Annotated in this window: 14 protein-coding genes and 3 pseudogenes; 9 read left to right on the forward strand and 8 right to left on the reverse strand. The window is 40.8% G+C overall.

Annotated features, from left to right (window positions below; all coding sequences use genetic code 11):
• The first annotated feature begins 340 nt into the window (after positions 1-340).
• The 4 genes from KA717_05015 (at position 341) to KA717_05030 (ending at position 1,838) form a co-directional block, all read left to right on the forward strand.
• Positions 341-622 (forward strand): hypothetical protein, encoded by a 282-nt coding sequence (locus tag KA717_05015; GenBank protein UXE62205.1) that lies wholly within the window; start codon positions 341-343, stop codon positions 620-622.
• Positions 622-807 (forward strand): type II toxin-antitoxin system HicA family toxin, encoded by a 186-nt coding sequence (locus KA717_05020; GenBank protein ID UXE62206.1) that lies wholly within the window; start codon positions 622-624, stop codon positions 805-807. Before KA717_05015 ends, KA717_05020 begins: the two co-directional genes overlap by 1 nt.
• Positions 808-1,280: 473 nt before the next feature.
• Positions 1,281-1,436, forward strand: a complete 156-nt coding sequence (locus KA717_05025; GenBank protein UXE62207.1) for a tetratricopeptide repeat protein — start codon at positions 1,281-1,283, stop codon at positions 1,434-1,436.
• 90 nt (positions 1,437-1,526) lie between these two features.
• On the forward strand, positions 1,527-1,838 hold the full coding sequence (locus tag KA717_05030; GenBank protein ID UXE62208.1) for a hypothetical protein: 312 nt from the start codon (positions 1,527-1,529) through the stop codon (positions 1,836-1,838).
• Between the two features lie 123 nt (positions 1,839-1,961).
• On the opposite strand, the gene KA717_05035 is transcribed toward KA717_05030, so the two are convergent.
• The 3 genes from KA717_05035 to KA717_05045 all read right to left on the reverse strand — a co-directional run bounded on the left by KA717_05035 (position 1,962) and on the right by KA717_05045 (position 5,149).
• Positions 1,962-3,281 carry a flotillin family protein gene (locus tag KA717_05035; protein UXE62209.1) on the reverse strand — a complete coding sequence of 440 codons (1,320 nt, stop codon included), beginning with the start codon at positions 3,279-3,281 and terminating at the stop codon, positions 1,962-1,964.
• A gap of 106 nt (positions 3,282-3,387) precedes the next feature.
• Positions 3,388-4,773: a flotillin family protein gene (locus KA717_05040; GenBank protein ID UXE62210.1), complete on the reverse strand. Its 1,386-nt coding sequence runs from the start codon at positions 4,771-4,773 to the stop codon at positions 3,388-3,390.
• A gap of 61 nt (positions 4,774-4,834) precedes the next feature.
• Positions 4,835-5,149 carry a hypothetical protein gene (locus KA717_05045; GenBank protein ID UXE62211.1) on the reverse strand — a complete coding sequence of 105 codons (315 nt, stop codon included), beginning with the start codon at positions 5,147-5,149 and terminating at the stop codon, positions 4,835-4,837.
• Between the two features lie 181 nt (positions 5,150-5,330).
• On the opposite strand from KA717_05045, the gene KA717_05050 reads away from it, so the two are divergent.
• The gene (locus KA717_05050; GenBank protein UXE62212.1) at positions 5,331-6,287 is read left to right on the forward strand and encodes an RluA family pseudouridine synthase; all 957 of its coding nucleotides are present in this window, start codon (positions 5,331-5,333) and stop codon (positions 6,285-6,287) included.
• Positions 6,288-6,297: 10 nt separating this feature from the next.
• Here the strand turns inward: KA717_05050 and KA717_05055 are convergent, their stop codons facing one another.
• Together KA717_05055 and KA717_05060 are read right to left on the reverse strand one after the other, a co-directional pair.
• Positions 6,298-6,783, reverse strand: coding sequence for a hypothetical protein (locus KA717_05055; GenBank protein ID UXE62213.1), 486 nt, complete (start codon positions 6,781-6,783; stop codon positions 6,298-6,300).
• Positions 6,784-7,090: 307 nt separating this feature from the next.
• Positions 7,091-8,218, reverse strand: a complete 1,128-nt coding sequence (locus KA717_05060) for an ISAs1 family transposase (protein UXE62214.1) — start codon at positions 8,216-8,218, stop codon at positions 7,091-7,093.
• A gap of 666 nt (positions 8,219-8,884) precedes the next feature.
• On the opposite strand from KA717_05060, the gene KA717_05065 reads away from it, so the two are divergent.
• Positions 8,885-10,017 (forward strand): IS630 family transposase gene (locus KA717_05065; GenBank protein ID UXE62215.1). Its coding sequence is split into 2 segments (ribosomal slippage): positions 8,885-9,305 and positions 9,305-10,017, totalling 1,134 coding nucleotides; the frame shifts between segments, so codons are not numbered across the junction.
• On the opposite strand, the gene KA717_05070 is transcribed toward KA717_05065, so the two are convergent.
• The gene (locus tag KA717_05070; protein ID UXE62216.1) at positions 9,996-10,646 is read right to left on the reverse strand and encodes a DUF6444 domain-containing protein; all 651 of its coding nucleotides are present in this window, start codon (positions 10,644-10,646) and stop codon (positions 9,996-9,998) included. The genes KA717_05065 and KA717_05070 overlap by 22 nt on opposite strands.
• On the opposite strand from KA717_05070, the pseudogene KA717_05075 reads away from it, so the two are divergent.
• The 3 pseudogenes from KA717_05075 to KA717_05085 all read left to right on the forward strand — a co-directional run bounded on the left by KA717_05075 (position 10,638) and on the right by KA717_05085 (position 13,417).
• Positions 10,638-10,910: pseudogene (locus tag KA717_05075) on the forward strand (IS4 family transposase). The gene KA717_05070 and the pseudogene KA717_05075 overlap by 9 nt on opposite strands.
• A 124-nt stretch (positions 10,911-11,034) precedes the next feature.
• A pseudogene (locus KA717_05080) lies at positions 11,035-12,372 on the forward strand (IS5 family transposase).
• Between the two features lie 238 nt (positions 12,373-12,610).
• Positions 12,611-13,417: pseudogene (locus KA717_05085) on the forward strand (IS4 family transposase).
• A gap of 80 nt (positions 13,418-13,497) precedes the next feature.
• Here the strand turns inward: KA717_05085 and KA717_05090 are convergent.
• Together KA717_05090 and KA717_05095 are read right to left on the reverse strand one after the other, a co-directional pair.
• The gene (locus tag KA717_05090) at positions 13,498-14,541 is read right to left on the reverse strand and encodes an IS630 family transposase (protein ID UXE62217.1); all 1,044 of its coding nucleotides are present in this window, start codon (positions 14,539-14,541) and stop codon (positions 13,498-13,500) included.
• A 201-nt stretch (positions 14,542-14,742) separates the two neighbouring features.
• Entirely contained in the window at positions 14,743-15,822 is a 1,080-nt protein-coding gene (locus KA717_05095; protein UXE62218.1) for an IS1 family transposase, read from the reverse strand.
• Between the last annotated feature and the right edge of the window lie 24 nt (positions 15,823-15,846).

The raw sequence follows: 15,846 nt of genomic DNA on the forward strand, positions 1-15,846 counted from the left end.
AAAAATTAGATTTTTTATTGTACTTTTCCTGTGGGTTAATATGAGGGTATTAATCAAGGCAAATAAACAGCGATCGCCCTTTGTATTCTTATCCCAAGTGATCCCAATTTTAAAATTTAATCAATAAGATAAAGGCGATTGCACTTCACATCCCAAACAGCGATCGCCCTCCACGTGCTTATCCCAAAAAGCGATCGCACTTTCATCAACTTAACCGACATTTGCCTGATTACCCTTTCAACAGTTAAAGCGATCGCCTCTCATCTCACCCAAAAAGACCATCACGATTGCCTGTGTTATATAATAGAGGAGTTGTTTCTTGCTCTAGGATAAATCAATTATGCTTACCTATAAGGCAATGTATAAATTTTTAGATAAGGGAGTTCATGGGGAAGTATTAGACTTTCCTGGAGCGATTTCTTGGGGAGAGGACTTATCTATAGTACGTCGCTCATTGGCAAGTTCATTAGTTGATATGGCAGAGGTTTATTTATCTAAGGGAGAATCTTTACCGTTGCCGAATGAACAATTAACGGAACCTGAAGCGGATTTAGAGGAGCCGATTTATTTGATTTTCTCAGCAGCAAATTATGTTCAAGTTGTTCCTCGTTTGGTGGCTTAATGAAACGTCGAGATTTGTTACGTCACCTCAGTCAAAATGGTTGTTATTTATTAAGAGAAGGAAGCGAACATTCTGTTTGGGAAAACCCTATTAACAGTCGTCGTACAGCGATTTCTCGTCATAGAGAGATTGTTGACTTTACGGCTCTTAGAATTTGTCGTCAGTTGGAGATACCTGCACCTTAATCGCCTCTTCATCTCCATAAAAAGCGATCGCCTTTCCAAATCTCATCATCACAAAAAATGATCGCATTTTAAAAAATTAATCAGCAAGATGACAGCGATTACACTTTCATCACCTCAATCTACATTTACTTGATCGCACTTTCAAAATCCAAAGCGATCGCGGTTTTAAAGTTTAATCAACAGGACGGTGGCGATCGCATTATTTTTTTAGATATTTTGAGAAAAGGCCGTTCTCTCTGCAAAAAAATAGATTAAAATGAGTGTATCAGCCTGATTAACAAAATGAATTATGCAAACACCGACTATCATCAAAACGGATTTGCGCGAAGTTCTAGCAGAAATGAATAAGAAGCTAGATACAATTTCTAAAGATGTGAATTAAGTACAGATTCGATTGGCTACTGTAGAAACCAAAGTTGATAATGTAGAGAAACGATTGGATTCAATGGATAAGCGATAAGCGATTTGATAAAATGGAATTACAGATAGAAAAGAAAATAGAAGATTATCAAGGGGCGATCACTGATTATGATCAGGCCATTAAACTCAATCCTAGCGATGCTGATGCCTACATAAGTCGCAGGCTTGCCAAGAAAAACTTAGGAGACAACCAAGGTGCGATCACCTAATCCTTGGATCAATTACCATAGAAAGCAGAAAAGAAGAAGCGACCAACTTGTCCCAACCCAGGCAAACAAAATCTAAAGGAGTTATAACCTATGTCACCGACTATCGTTGAAACCGACATTAAAGACATCTTAAGTAAAATTGACAACCGCTTAGAACGTATCGAGAATGACCTTACCGACCTTAAGATCAATCAGGCCAGAATGGAAGAAAAGCTATCAGGACAAATCAGCCTAGTAGAAGAAAAGCTATCAGGACAAATCAGCCTAGTAGATGAGAAAGTCTCTGGACTAGGTAAGCGATTGGAATTTCAGGAATTTATTAACCGAAGCATCCTGGTGGGTCTAATCATTATTGTTCTGGGCGGGGCTGCTAAGTATTTTTGGTCTATGCCAAAACCCTAACCCGCGATCGCAGTTTTTGGGGTAAAAGTTTCAGCCAAATCAAGAGCGATCGCCAATAATATGACCGACTTAGTTAGCAAAACAGGAATCGAACTCAAACTTCCTTTTTAAATAGCCCAGCCTCTAAGACTTCTTCGGCAGATCAACCATCGGCGTATTGGCATAGGGAATATCCTTAACCGTTTTGGGAGCGATTGCGGTTGTCGGAGAATGGGTTAAATGGTTAATTACCTCTGGGACATCTAAGCCCGTTGTTTGTTTTAACTGTTCCAAAAAGCTGGCTAATTTAGGGATACTTCCCCCGGAATTATCGTTATTACTATCAATAACTGTAACGGTTTCTACGGTGACATCCGGTACACTACTCGCCATCATCCGCAATAACGGTTCTAACTTTTGATATAAAAAGATCTCTTTAGCATGACTCCCTGCGGCTAACCATGATTGAGCCAAGGCTTGAATCCCTTCCGTTTGGGCTTTTCCCTCTTCCACAATCGTTGCCGCCTTACCCTGAGCCTGGGCAATCTCCTGTTTACAACGCGCTTCGGCGGGGGCAATGACATCAGCTTGTAATTGTCGCTCAACCTGTTTAATGCGTTCCGTTTCTACCGCTACTTCAGCCTGAACCTTGGCCAATTGGGACATAACCACCGATTCCACTTCCGCAATCATGGCTATCCGCTTACTTTGGGCATCTCGCACCCGTTTTTCCGCATCTACTTTGGCAATTTCTAAATCCCGTTGAATGCGTCGTAGGGCGGTAATTCGTTGATTCTCAGAATCCTTAATAATAGACTCGGCACGAGCTTTAGCTTCGGCAATACGAGCATCCCGTTTTAAATCTGCCTGTTGTTTACGACCGATGGAATCCAAATAGCGTACTTCATCGGAAATAGTTTGAATTTGTAAACTATCCAAAATCAAACCTAATTTAGCCAGATCATCTTCCGCTTCTAATAAAAGATTTTTAGCGAAAGCAATTTGATCATCATTGGCTTCTTCTGGGGTCAAACTGGCTAACACACCGCGCAGATTTCCTTCTAACGTATCCTTAGCTAATTGTTCAATTTCCGATCGCTTTTTACCCAGTAAACGTTCGATCGCATTGTGAATAGTCGGTTCTTCCCCCGCAATTTTAATATTCGCAACTCCCGCCAAAATCAAGGGAATTCCCCCTTTAGAATAGGCATTGACCACTTTTAGATCAATGATCATATTGGTTAAATCCATGCGAAAAACCTGTTCCAAGGCCGGAATCTTAATACTGCTACCACCTTTAACTAGACGATAACCCACACTTTTATTATCGGAAACCGAGCGTCTGCTACCGGCAAAAATCAAAACTTCACTGGGTTGACAAATAAAATATAAACGTCGCAGAACGAACAGTCCAGAGCCGATTCCCATGCCAAAAATGGCTAATAGCGTGATGATTGTACCCATGATGATTGCCTGTTGCAAAAGTAAATAAAGTTAAAAGTCTTTAAATTCTTCCTTTCCCTTTCTTCAATCCCTCAATAGAGAGAATGTTTCTGAGAATTCTGAGAAATTAAGAGTGCTCGGATTCTTCTGATGTGACCGAACTGGATTTCGTGAGAGTGCCAACCACATCCACACCGAGGGTTTGTTTAATGTTTTCGAGGAATTGACCCACAATTTCAGGATAAACTTTAATAATACTGGCCAAGGATTTCCCATCTCCATTATCGACAATATTAATTTTATCCAGTTGTAAATGTTGGGGAATTTTGACTGACTCTTTTAAAATTGTTTCGAGTTGTTGAATTAAAAAGACTTCCGATGCTTCTTTCCCTGTCTCGATCCAAACTTTGGCTAACATATCGTTCACTAGGGCTGTTGCTTTGGCATTTTCAGCAGAAATGGCGGCTTTACCCTGAGCAAAGAAAGTTTGAGCCTCCCGATCTGCGATCGCCGGTAACACCTGGTCAGCTTGCAGTCGTAAACGTTCCCGTTCTGCCCGAACCTCTTGCAGTTTTTGTTCCACTTTTGCCCGTTTTTCGGCGGCGGCGGCGATCGTAATTTCTTCTTCCGATTTGGCCTGTTGTTCTAACTTGGCTCTGATTTTGCGTAGCTCATTATTTTTTTCTAAAACAATAATCTCATCCTGGGTTTTTGCCACCTGGGCTTCCTCTTCACATTGGGCTTCAATTTGTTCCGCTTCACTGAGCGCATTCGATTCAGCAATTTCCGCATCCCGAATAATCAGAGCAATCCGTTCTCGACTTAAGGAATTGAGATAATCCACTTCATCGGCAACATTTTGCACTTTCAGGGTATCAATTTCTAAACCCAATTTGATTAGATCTCGACTGACATCGGAGGTAATACTTTCGGCAAATCTGAGACGATCTTCATTGACTTGTTCTGGGGTTAAAGTGGCTACCACACCGCGTAAATTCCCTTCCAAGGTTTCCTTGGCTACCCGCACAATTTCACTGCGATCGCGGTCTAAAAACCGTTCAATGGCATTGCCCACAATATCCGGATCACTAGAAATTTTCACATTGGCGATCGCCTGAATATTAATCGGTGTCCCCCCTTTGGCGTAGGCATTGCGAACTTCGACCCGAATCGGCATCGTGGTCACATCCATGCGTTTAACCGTTTCTAAGAGAGGAATACTAATCGCTCGTCCTCCCGATAAAACGCGATAACCGACATCATGCCCCTCCTTGGTTTGGCGTTTTCGCCCTGTTAAAATCACCACCTCATTGGGCTTACAAATACAGAGGAAAGAATTGACAAACCAAACAAACGCCAGCACTCCAATGATAAATAGTGCAATGGGAGCACCTGCTAAGAAAAGGCCATTATAGCCATTACTATCATCGCGATAACTGGGGTTAACGCCCTCCGTTTGGGTTTGGGCCAGGGGGCCAGAAGCAGTGGGTTTAAAAGTGTTATAGTTTAACATGATCAGTTATTAGCAATAAATTTAAAAAGTAGTTAACTGGAATGAAAAATTAAATCCGTTTTTATGCAGATAAATCTTGTTTCAGGTTATCCTTGGGAATGACCCAAACCTGATTATTGTGAGCTTCAATGACAAAGACCTGATCCCCTACAAAAAAAGATTCATCAGAATGGGTGCAAGCAACTATGTCAATCATGGAGCCTTGAATATTGACACGAATTTTGCCTTTCGTTTTTTGATCGAAGGGGATTTGCACTTCTCCAAAAACGCCTACCAAATTGCTAGAATTAACCAAACTATTAACGGTTTCTCGTTTGCCTCGAAAAATTTTTATCCCAATGACAAAGATAAGACCGACTAAAATGCCAATGATCACGGAGATTGTGACCATTTTTAGCAAGACTGGCAATAGGACACTCATCTCCCTCAACCATGTGTTATTTCCTCTACTATAATCTTCTTCAATATTTTTGGAATTTTCTTTAGTTGTTATAAAACTTTACAGTTGAGCACTACTTCCTGCCGCGATCGCGGTTGATCCTGCTAAGGTTATTAGTATGCCAAATTTTTCCCCGCCAGAAATTCCAGAAATTCTCGAATTGCCCGTAGAGTTACCGACAGAAAACCCTGCTGTTAGATTAGATAGCTGGTTAGCCGCCCAATTGTCGGGCTTATCACGATCACGGCTGCAAAAGTTAATTGAACAGGGACAGGTCAAGGTTAATACTCAGATTTGTCTTGAAAAACAACGGCTGATTAAAAACGGCGATCGCTTGGTGGTGACGATTCCTCTGGTGCAGCCCTTAGAAGTCAAGGCCGAAGCTATTCCCCTGGATATTCTTTATGAAGACAGTAGTTTAATTATTATTAATAAACCGGCTGGTTTGGTGGTGCATCCCGCCCCAGGTCATAGCCAGGGAACCCTCGTTAACGCGCTTTTGGCCCATTGTCCTGATCTAACGGGTATTGGTGGCATACAACGGCCAGGCATTGTGCATCGTTTGGATAAGGACACCACGGGAGCGATGGTGATTGCCAAGACCGATCACGCTTTTCAGCATCTTCAGGCCCAACTCAAAGCAAAAACTGCCCGTCGAGAATATTGGGGATTGATTTACGGTACGCCTAAAACCCAATCTGGAACGGTTGATTTGCCTATTGGTCGCCATCCCCGCGATCGCCAAAAGATGGCCATTATTACAATGGAAAAAGGGGGAAGGGAAGCTGTCACCCATTGGCAGATTTTAGAAAGATTGGGTAACTATACCCTGATGGAATTCCAATTAGAAACGGGACGCACCCATCAAATTCGAGTTCATAGTAAAGAGTTAGGCCATCCCATTGTCGGTGATCCGGTCTATAGTGCTGGCCATTCCCCAGTCAATTTACCTGGTCAAGCCCTCCATGCCCGTCGTTTAACCTTGATTCATCCCCTTACCGAAACTCTCCTAGAAGCGATCGCACCTTTACCCGTATCGTTTGAAAAACTATTAAGAATAGTCCGTCAGAGATAAACTCTACGCCTTATGTGAGTTGTCCAAAAGATTGAACAGGAGTCTGCTCAAAAGTGAGAACATCAGTGCCAAAAAGCTGGCGCAACAATATACGTAGCGTATGACTTGCCATTTTAGCGGCAACATGGACACAGAGTCCCTCAACTTTCTTTCTGAGCAATCGCTCCAAGTTGCGTCCTGTATTTTGCACCTCATTGAAAACTCCCTCAATCCATTCTCGAAAATGCTGAAGAAGCCGCTCAAAGACAGGAGGAGTTTGTTGATGTTGATTGACTCTCTTAGCTGTAGAGACTCGATTACCTGTAGTTCTCGATATCTCGAACTGCCAATCAGTACTAATAAATCCCTTGTCCGCCAAGATGTCGCAGCCTTGAATGAACTGCAATACGGATTCTGCTGCTTCCCGTTCGTCACTATGAGCAGGGACGAGAGAATAAACCAAAGGGACACCCTCAAGGCTGCTCACGACGACTAACTTGTCGCCAAAATACTTCATCTGGCGACTAGCACAATACAGCAATTCCAAATTCAGAATGTAGCTAAAGATACAAAATCCCTGAAGTGCTTATGGTCAAGGGGTTTAATGCCAATATTTAGAATCAATGTAATGCTCTATTTAGTGATTGATCAAGTTTGTTTGCAGGTTACTGACTCTCTAAGAGACCGAGATTCGAGGAGGGAATGCAAAAAAAACTCAGAGATTAGGTTAATATCTCTTATACTCATAAAAACAAGATCATGTCTGTATCCTATGTTACCGTTTGAATTCGGAATTGCTGTTTTTGAGGCAGGGCAAACGCATCTTATCCGAGTAAAACCTTAAGGAGATAGTCCTCGTCCCAACCAGCGCGTAGCCGTTTATTCTTGATACCAAGTTTCAGAGTATTTTCCTTTGTGAGCAAGTTAAGAGCGATATGGCGTAAGACGGCTAAATTCTCAGGAGCAAAATCCTTACGAATGCGACAAGCATCCTCGTTGAAGGCCAAGTCTAGAACCCAATGTAAAGAGTTTTCTATCAACCAATGACTACGAACAGATTGGGATAATTTTTGAGCATTACTCGGCAGGCTACTGATATAGTAGCGAGTCTCATACTCTGTTTTGTCTTTCAATCGTCTCTCCGCTTTAATCATACAGATGCTCGTCAACTTTGCCCATTTCTCCCCACCCAGCAAAAATTCTGTTTGTTCCATCGTCCAGCAACGGCGAATTTCAATCCGTCCATGTCCCTTGTCTATTGTTTGATGAAAATCATGCTTAATTCCCACAAAATTAACCGATTGAGCATGAGCAAATAATTGTTCAACATCCTCACATAAATTACCTTGATTGCCTTTCAATGCCAAAACATAATCTCCCCCTCGCCCTACTATCTGTTGGGCAATCTTTGTCTGAGTTCCCATGGCATCAATCGTTACGATACAACCTTTGACCTCTAGCATTTTCAGGAGTTTAGGAATCGCCGTGATTTCATTCGATTTGCTTTCCACCTTGCACTGTCCTAGTACTAGACGATTTGCTGTTGCCCATGCACTTACCATCTGAATTGCGCCCTTTCCGTTGGCATTGTCATAGGAGTGGCGAAGGGTTTTGCCGTCAATCGCTATCACTTCTCCTTCACTTACCTCCGCTATACTTTTGACCCAATGCAGAAAACAGTCTTGAAATTGCTCTGGATTCAGACTAGCAAATACACGCGCAAACGTATCGTCGGAGGGGATGCCATTCGGCAATTCCAAAATTTTTTTTAGCCATTGATGTTTAGCCTTGCCGAAACTTTCCATGGCTACCCAACCTTCTGCTCCACAAATGACGGCTAAGATGGCAATCGTTAGAATATCAATGAGTTTATGCCGTTTTGTTCGTTCGATGCGAGGGTCATCTATTTCGGCAAAGTGTTCTACCAGTCTATATTTGGGTCGGAGTTTCATCGCTTTTGTTTTCTATGCACTTTCCCTTATTTTCCCTTATCCATCCCTCTATAATGTTCTTGTATCTGTATCATTTTTAGATGCGTTCGCCCTGCATAGTTGCATAATTGATAGATAGCACTGGCTATCGATTTTCTTATATCAGCAGCAATTCTAAATTTGCGCTGTAGCAAGGGTTTCAGGTTTTAGTTCGCGTAATACGGGGGAAAATTCAACGGGATTAACAAGTTCATTTTACGAGTCTTCAAGCTTTTAGGCACAATAGTACATCTAGGATTGCCCCAAAAACCCCTTTAAAATGTTCTTTAAATCCCTAAAAGGCTTGCTGTGTCTAAAACTGAGAATTGCTGTTATATCAGCCAGTTTCGGACATAACGGCACTCTTTGGTATCGGATGTCCGATTTTCTTTTCTCCACTTACCCGCATCGAGAACTTCCCACTGTCCAGAAATAAAAGTACAATAGATTAAACAAAATCTGTATTTTGACTTCTTTCTATAAAGATAAGTTATCTGTGCTTTTTCAGTCCATACTTCCCTAACCCACATTTCCTTCGTTTTTTGACTTTTTCAGCAAGCCCTAGTGGTCTGTCAAGCTAAAGATTGTGAATTTGAGGGAAAATGGAGAGGCTATTCATTACCTCAACAGATATCGTAATAAGTAACCATGCTCAAGACCTATATTGTCCGATTAAGTCAAGAAGAACGTCAGACCCTAAAAGATTTGGTATCCATCGGCAAAGGAGCGGCTTACAAAATTAAGCACGCCAATATTCTGTTAAACATTGATGTGAATGGACAAGGATGGACGGATGAGGAAGCTGCCGCCGCCTTTAGTTGTCACCGTAACACAGTCGCCAATCTCAGGGAGCGATTGGTCAATGAAGGTGTGGAGTCAGCATTAAGCCGCAAGCCCCGCAAAACGCCGCCTCGTCAACCGATTATTGATGGAGAGGTAGAAGCAAAACTAATCGCCTTACGTTGTGGAGAACCGCCTGCTGGTCAAGCCCGTTGGACATTGAGGTTACTAGCCGACAAGGCGGTCGAGTTAGAAATTGTGCCAGCAATTAGTCACGAAACCGTGCGTCAAGTGTTAAAAAAAACGAACTAAAACCTCATCTGCGACAGATGTACGTGATTCCACCAGAAAAGAGTGCCGAATTTGTGTCTAACATGGAAGATGTTCTAGAAATTTATCACCGACCCTATGACCCCAATTGTCCAGTGATTTGCATGGATGAGCAACCTATACAATTGGTCAAAGAAACCCGCCTTCCTCTACCAGCCAAACCTGGACAGCCAGAGGCGCATGATTACGAATATGAACGCAATGGAACAGCCAATATCTTTATGTTTACAGAACCCTTGTCTGGGTGGCGAAAGACAGTTGTCAGTGAACGTAGAACATCGGTTGACTGGGCAACAGAAATTAAGAATTTACTCGATAACGACTATGCTGATAACGACAAAGTCATTTTAGTATGTGATCAGCTAAATACTCACAAACTTGCCTCACTATATGAAGCATTTGAGCCTTCCACGGCTCGTCGTCTAGTCGAACGGTTGGAAATTCACCATACCCCAAAACATGGCAGTTGGCTTAATATTGCTGAAAACGAGCTGTCCGCAATGACTCGGCAATGCCTAGCTCGTCGAATTCCAGATCGGGAAACTTTAGAGCAAGAAACAACGGCTTGGTACACTCAGCGCAATCATTCCCAAAAGTCGGTAGATTGGCAATTCACGACGGCTGAGGCTCGTATCCGTCTCAAGCGTCTTTATCCACAAATAGAAAATTGACAGACCACTAGGGCTACTACTCTTTCCCCATAACCACTCCTTTCTACTTCTGGGGGTAATATCGCTCTCGTTTTTTGTCCACAATTATCACAAACTCTTTCATGTACCCTATGTTCTACTATTTCTAGAACGATGGGCGGTATCTCTACTATTTGATGACGATAGGGGTTTGGGTCTATTCCCCTTAGTTTTTCACCGCAACACTTACAGCTATCAGGATGGTGTTCGATAATTTCCTTACACTTTTCTTCTGAATACAAAAAGCGGCTATGACCTTTATGACCTATTTGCCCTCCTCTCTTTTTTCCACCCAGTTTCTTTTTTTTCTTGGGAATTTCAACATTTAGCGGCTCTGACGTAGGAGGGTTATTTGAGTTTTGAGAATTCTGATTGACTTTTTCGCTAATCTTTTCGTTTGTTTCCTGCAATTCTTTGAGGTGTTTTTCTAGTTGCTCTATCTTATCGAATAATTTTACCACCAGATTTCTGACGCTGACTGGGGTTTGCTCCCAATCATTTTCGTCAATTTCGGCTGTCTCTAGTCTAAGTACAGGACAAAAGGCTTGAAAAGTATAAGAGAAAGGGGTTTCATGGAAGATGAACGTAATGTAAGAAAACCCATGAACCAATATAACGCATTGAAACAAGCCCTAAAACCCCATTTGGGATGGCATGGTGCCAGACTCTCCTTCCTAGCCTTGTTCTTACTCGCCCTCCTCAAAGTGAAAACGGTTAACCTTAAAGAATTGGCCCTGGGTTTTGAAGGTCGGGCATTGGTGGATTCTCATTACAAACGCTTACAACGCTTTTTCTCAGGATTTGAGCTGGATTACCATCACATTGCCCGTATTGTAGTCAGTTGGCTGGATATCCCTCAACCTTGGGTATTAAGTAGGGCTTGCTGAAAAAAGCTGAAACCTTTACGGAGAAAAATAGTAGGCGAATTAAGAACCGCTAGAATGCACGAAAATAGGGTAGAATGCCTCAAAACCATTGCATTAAGAAGAGAGAAAGCAGATGTACCGAAAGCAACAGTACTCAATTGAAACACCAGAAAACTTGAAAAATCTGTTCGGCGGGCAGTTAGACGAAGAAAATCGTTGGATAGAAATGTCAAAAATGATTCCCTGGGAAGAATATGAGGAAGAATATGCAAAAAACTTCACAGAAAAAAAAGGAGCCCCAGCCAAATCATTTAGAATGGCATTAGGAGCATTAATTATCAAAGAAATTTCAGGAAAAAGTGACAGAGAAACAGTAGAACAAATAAAAGAGAACCCTTATTTACAGTACTTTATAGGAATGGAAAGCTATAGTAGCAAAGAAGCATTTAATGCGTCAATGATGGTTCATTTTCGTAAAAAAATAGGAATGGAATTAATAAATAAAATTAATAAAGAAATAGAAAAAAAAGCGACGGGTGTAGCGTCAGAAAAAAAAGAAAATGAAGGAAAGTTATTGTTAGATGCGACTTGTACACCAGCAGATATAAAATATCCAACGGATATAGGAATATTGAATGATGCAAGAGAAAAAACAGAAAAAATAATAGATAAGCTGTATGAAGAAATAAAAGAGAAAAGGAAAGAAAAGCCGAGGACTTATAGGGAAGTGGCAAGAAAAGAGTACTTAGCCATAGCAAAAAAACGTCGTGTGTCAAAAAAAGAAAGAAGAAAAGGAACAAAAAAACAACTAGGATATATAAAAAGAAACTTGTCTGATATAGAAAAAATGATAGAAGAGGGAGCAAAGTTAGAAAAACTAACGAAAAAAGAGCAAGAAGAGCTTGTAACGATAGGAAAAGTGTATGAGCAACAGTTAGAAATGTATGAAAAAAAGACAAATAAAGTAGAAAACAGAATTGTGAGTGTAAGCCAACCTCACGTGCGTCCAATAGTGCGTGGAAAAGCGGGAAAAGCAGTAGAGTTTGGAGCTAAAATATCGGCAAGTAATGTGAATGGCTTTGTCTTCTTAGACAAATTAAGTTGGGATAATTACAACGAATCGGGAGATTTACAAGCGCGAATAGAAGAATATAAAAGGGAAACAGGATGTTATCCGGAATCGGTTCATGTGGATAAAATCTATCGAACAAAAGCGAATCGAGCTTATTGTAAAGAAAGGGATATAAGAATGAGTGGTCCCCGATTGGGAAGACCGCCGAAAGAGGTGAGCAAAGAAAAAAAGAAAGAGGCACGCTCAGATGAAAGAGTGCGTAATGCCATTGAGGGTAAATTCGGACAGGGAAAGAGGAAATTTAGTCTTGGTCGAGTGATGGCCAAACTACCTGAGACCTCGGAAACGGTAATTGCGATGAACTTTTTGGTAATGAATCTTTCTACTCTACTTCAGAAGACAAAAAAGAAAACAAAAAGTAAAAAGTTGTAGAGTCGTTTTTCTTGTGAAAAATGGTGTTAATTTTCCTCTCTTTTGTGAGGAGTGATTTGTGTTGACCTTTTTAGGCAGAAAGGAACAATAGATTAAACAAAATCTGTATTTTGATTTGTTTCCATAAGGATAAGTTATCTATGCTTTTTCAGTCCATACTTCCCTAACCCACATTTCTTTCGTTTTTTGACTTTTTCAGCAAGCCCTAAGTATTGACCGCACAACCTGGGAGTTTGGCAGTCATGGTTATAATATCCTCACTGTCGGCATTGTCCATGAAGGAGTAGCCATTCCCATCTTGTGGTGGATGCTTAGCAAGAAAAAGGGCAATTCTAACAGTGATGAACGAATGCGTTTTATCGAGGAGATGCTCAAGATTTTTCCCACCGCCCTGATTCGTTGTTTATGTGGCGACCGTGAGTTTATTGGTCAGGCTTGGCTTGGCTTCGCTATCTTCTGCTCGAACCGCTACTGGCTTTCTGTCTGAGAATTCGGGCTACGGACAAGATTGAGCACAATGGCAAGCTTTTGGCCGCCAAAGTCATTTTTGCCCATCTTGCAAAAGAGTGAATCTCAACGTCTTCAAGGGAGTTGTCGGGTTTGGGGATATCCTGTTTCTGTAGAGGCTCTTCGCTTGCCTGATAATTCTCTACTCATCGTCATTGGACATCCCGATTCCCAAGGTCTTATTCACGATTATGCCCTGCGTTGGGGCATTGAAACCCTTTTTGGCATCTTTAAGACTCGTGGCTTTTGCTTGGAATCTACTCACTTTACTGACCCCAAGCGTCTTCGTAAGCTTTTGGCTTTACTGACTTTAGCTTTGGCTTGGTCTCTCAAAACTGGTCTAGCAATTCATCATCTTCATCCCATTCCCCTCAAGAAACATGGTCGCCTAGCGCAGAGTCTTTTTCGTCTTGGTTTTGACCATCTTCGTCATCTTGTTCTTAATCCTTCTCTACCCAATTTTTCTCTTTTTCTCGACTCCCTACATTTTTTGTCCTGTACTTAGGTCTCTAGTAGCTGTTTTTCTTCCATGACTTTTAGATTATCAGATTTTGTCCCCCTGAACGATTACAAACGAAGTATACTTCAAACGTTCATAATCTGAGATTTATCAAAGCGTTGAAATCGTAAGGTGAGCAAAGAATCAAGCTCCTCCTTATATTTTACGTTAGCATCTTCAAGACATCCTGAAATTGCTGCAGAAAACTGCGTAAAATCTTCATAATATTTTGCGTATAAACACTTCTTTTTCACAAACTTCCACAGTCTTTCAATTAAATTCAAGTTAGGAGAATAAGGAGGTAAGTACAGTAACTCTATTCCTAATGATTCTGCCAACTCCTGCACAATTCGGCATTTTTGATAACGAGCATTGTCTAATACCAACGTAATCGGTATTAATAGTCCTAATTCTGCTATCTTTTCTAGGAGTTCACAAACCTGAGTTCCCGTAATATAAGAACTGTTCGTTACCATAATTACTTCATGGGTAATTGCATTTAATGCTCCTAACACATTAAAACGTTTTCTCCCTGATGGTGACTTAATAAAAATCCTTTTGAAGCACCATATAAAATTTACAAATTCTCCCATTACAAAATGAGAGGCATCTACAAAGAAAACTGCCCTTTTTCCTGCTTTTGCCTCTTCTAGCCTTGGTTCTAGCTCTTTTTCTCTATAGCTATCCTGAGCTTCTACATCTGCTTTTGATGGAATTGTTCCCACCTTTAGACACCTCATTCCTATTGACTTTAAAAATTTTCTGACTTGCGTTGGACTTCTTTTTATTCCCGTTAATTCTTCTATTCTTTTTACTGCTTCATTTATTCTTGCTGGTGGATTTGACTCAAAATATGCCTCAATTGTCCCTTGATGCTCTGTTAACTCGCTTTTCGGGCGATTAAATTTTATTTCTTTTAGTTTTTCTATCCCGCCCTCTTGATAATCACGGATATAGCTTGTCACCGTATTTACTGAAACTCCTGCGAATTGAGCAATTTTTTGATGAGATAATCCCTGACTTTTTAACCATAAAACTTCCATCTTTAGCTGTACTCTAGGATGCGGGTGATTAAACCGACCGTAAGACAACAGTCTTTTGTCTTCTTCCGTAAATTCTAACTTAATCATTTCTCAGCCTCTTGACTACTTTTTCTATTTTTACTATATTATCTCTTATTTTTAAAATTCGCAACTTGTGACCGTGTTCAGTATAGGTTGTATCGCCAGCAAAGAAGCCTTGAAATATTTCTACCTGTAAATAATTAGTTGAGGATTAACAGGCACTGGTATCGTCTAGCTAGAAGCTACAAACGTTGCAATACGGGAGGTTCAAGAAATCAGGCGAATTTGGAGTAAGTCCTCCCAAGTAAACCCTTTTTCAATTATACCGAGAGCTACAGCAGGAACTTTTCTCGTAGTAAAATGGCTGCGAACAAAGTTATGAACCATCCAGAAAATATCTAGGACTCGCTGTAATCCCACAACAGATTTAGCATAAGTATTTGTACGACGACGAAAGGCAGATAAATAGCGTCGGATAGCACTATTAAATGCCTCAACGTGGTTGGCATGGACGTCCTTTTCTTCTGGTTTTTCTGTTGTCTCAGGATGTTCTGGTTTCGGAGTTTCTACTTTCTTGAGTTTACCCTCAGAATCTCGACGTTTACTACTCTTATTTTTTAGTCTTACCACCATACCCTTCGGTAATACTTTGGTGGGACGACCTCGCTTTCCAGTCCTTAATACTTCGTGACAAATATCAAATAGCAGTTGACTATATCGCTTTTCTCCATCTGTAAATAACTGGAGAGATTCTGCACTCCTTTCAAATAATTCCGCTACCGTCATCATTGCTTCTAGAAATAATTTCTGCTCTTTTCGACCACATTTTAAATGCCAAATAAAGCGGCTTGCTCTGTCCATGAGAACGATTGTCCACCCCTCAGAGGCACTTGCTTCTTTATTTTTTCCAACTTTTGTGTATAGTTCATCCCCTTCTATTACTAATTTAACAAATTCATTCACTAAGGCGTATAAAAATAATGTCTCTTGTAATCCTGATAATTTCTTTTCCCAATTCAATATTGTTGTTTTCGCGTAGCCGAATGCTCGGGCTGCTGCATTTAATCCTATTCCTTCCATTCTGGCTTTTAATACTTTTACAATTTCACTTAATGGGGTTTCTAAGCCAGCGATTACGCTACCATAAGTCTCAGCAAAACAAGAACTACATTCTTGACAAATGAACATTTTACGTTCCCCGTTACCTTTCGTTTGATAATGAGAATGTATTTTTACGTTTTCACTATAGCAATGAGGACAGTTTTTCTTGAATAAGGCATCCTCTTTCTCTTGGCACAAGCCAACATCATTCAGGATTTTCATAGAGCTTTTCTTTAATATTGACATTGTTTTCTATTTCCTTCTTCTTTG

This window comes from Woronichinia naegeliana WA131 (assembly GCA_025370055.1).
GTDB lineage: Bacteria > Cyanobacteriota > Cyanobacteriia > Cyanobacteriales > Microcystaceae > Woronichinia > Woronichinia naegeliana.

What these genes read in the sequence shown, in the direction of transcription:
- KA717_05015 (UXE62205.1), top strand. Translation starts at nt 341, where the DNA reads ATGCTTACCTATAAGGCAATGTATAAATTTTTAGATAAGGGAGTTCAT.
- KA717_05020 (UXE62206.1), top strand. Translation starts at nt 622, where the DNA reads ATGAAACGTCGAGATTTGTTACGTCACCTCAGTCAAAATGGTTGTTAT.
- KA717_05025 (UXE62207.1), top strand. Translation starts at nt 1,281, where the DNA reads ATGGAATTACAGATAGAAAAGAAAATAGAAGATTATCAAGGGGCGATC.
- KA717_05030 (UXE62208.1), top strand. Translation starts at nt 1,527, where the DNA reads ATGTCACCGACTATCGTTGAAACCGACATTAAAGACATCTTAAGTAAA.
- KA717_05035 (UXE62209.1), bottom strand. Translation starts at nt 3,281, where the DNA reads ATGGGTACAATCATCACGCTATTAGCCATTTTTGGCATGGGAATCGGC.
- KA717_05040 (UXE62210.1), bottom strand. Translation starts at nt 4,773, where the DNA reads ATGTTAAACTATAACACTTTTAAACCCACTGCTTCTGGCCCCCTGGCC.
- KA717_05050 (UXE62212.1), top strand. Translation starts at nt 5,331, where the DNA reads ATGCCAAATTTTTCCCCGCCAGAAATTCCAGAAATTCTCGAATTGCCC.
- KA717_05055 (UXE62213.1), bottom strand. Translation starts at nt 6,783, where the DNA reads ATGAAGTATTTTGGCGACAAGTTAGTCGTCGTGAGCAGCCTTGAGGGT.
- KA717_05060 (UXE62214.1), bottom strand. Translation starts at nt 8,218, where the DNA reads ATGAAACTCCGACCCAAATATAGACTGGTAGAACACTTTGCCGAAATA.
- KA717_05090 (UXE62217.1), bottom strand. Translation starts at nt 14,541, where the DNA reads ATGATTAAGTTAGAATTTACGGAAGAAGACAAAAGACTGTTGTCTTAC.
- KA717_05095 (UXE62218.1), bottom strand. Translation starts at nt 15,822, where the DNA reads ATGTCAATATTAAAGAAAAGCTCTATGAAAATCCTGAATGATGTTGGC.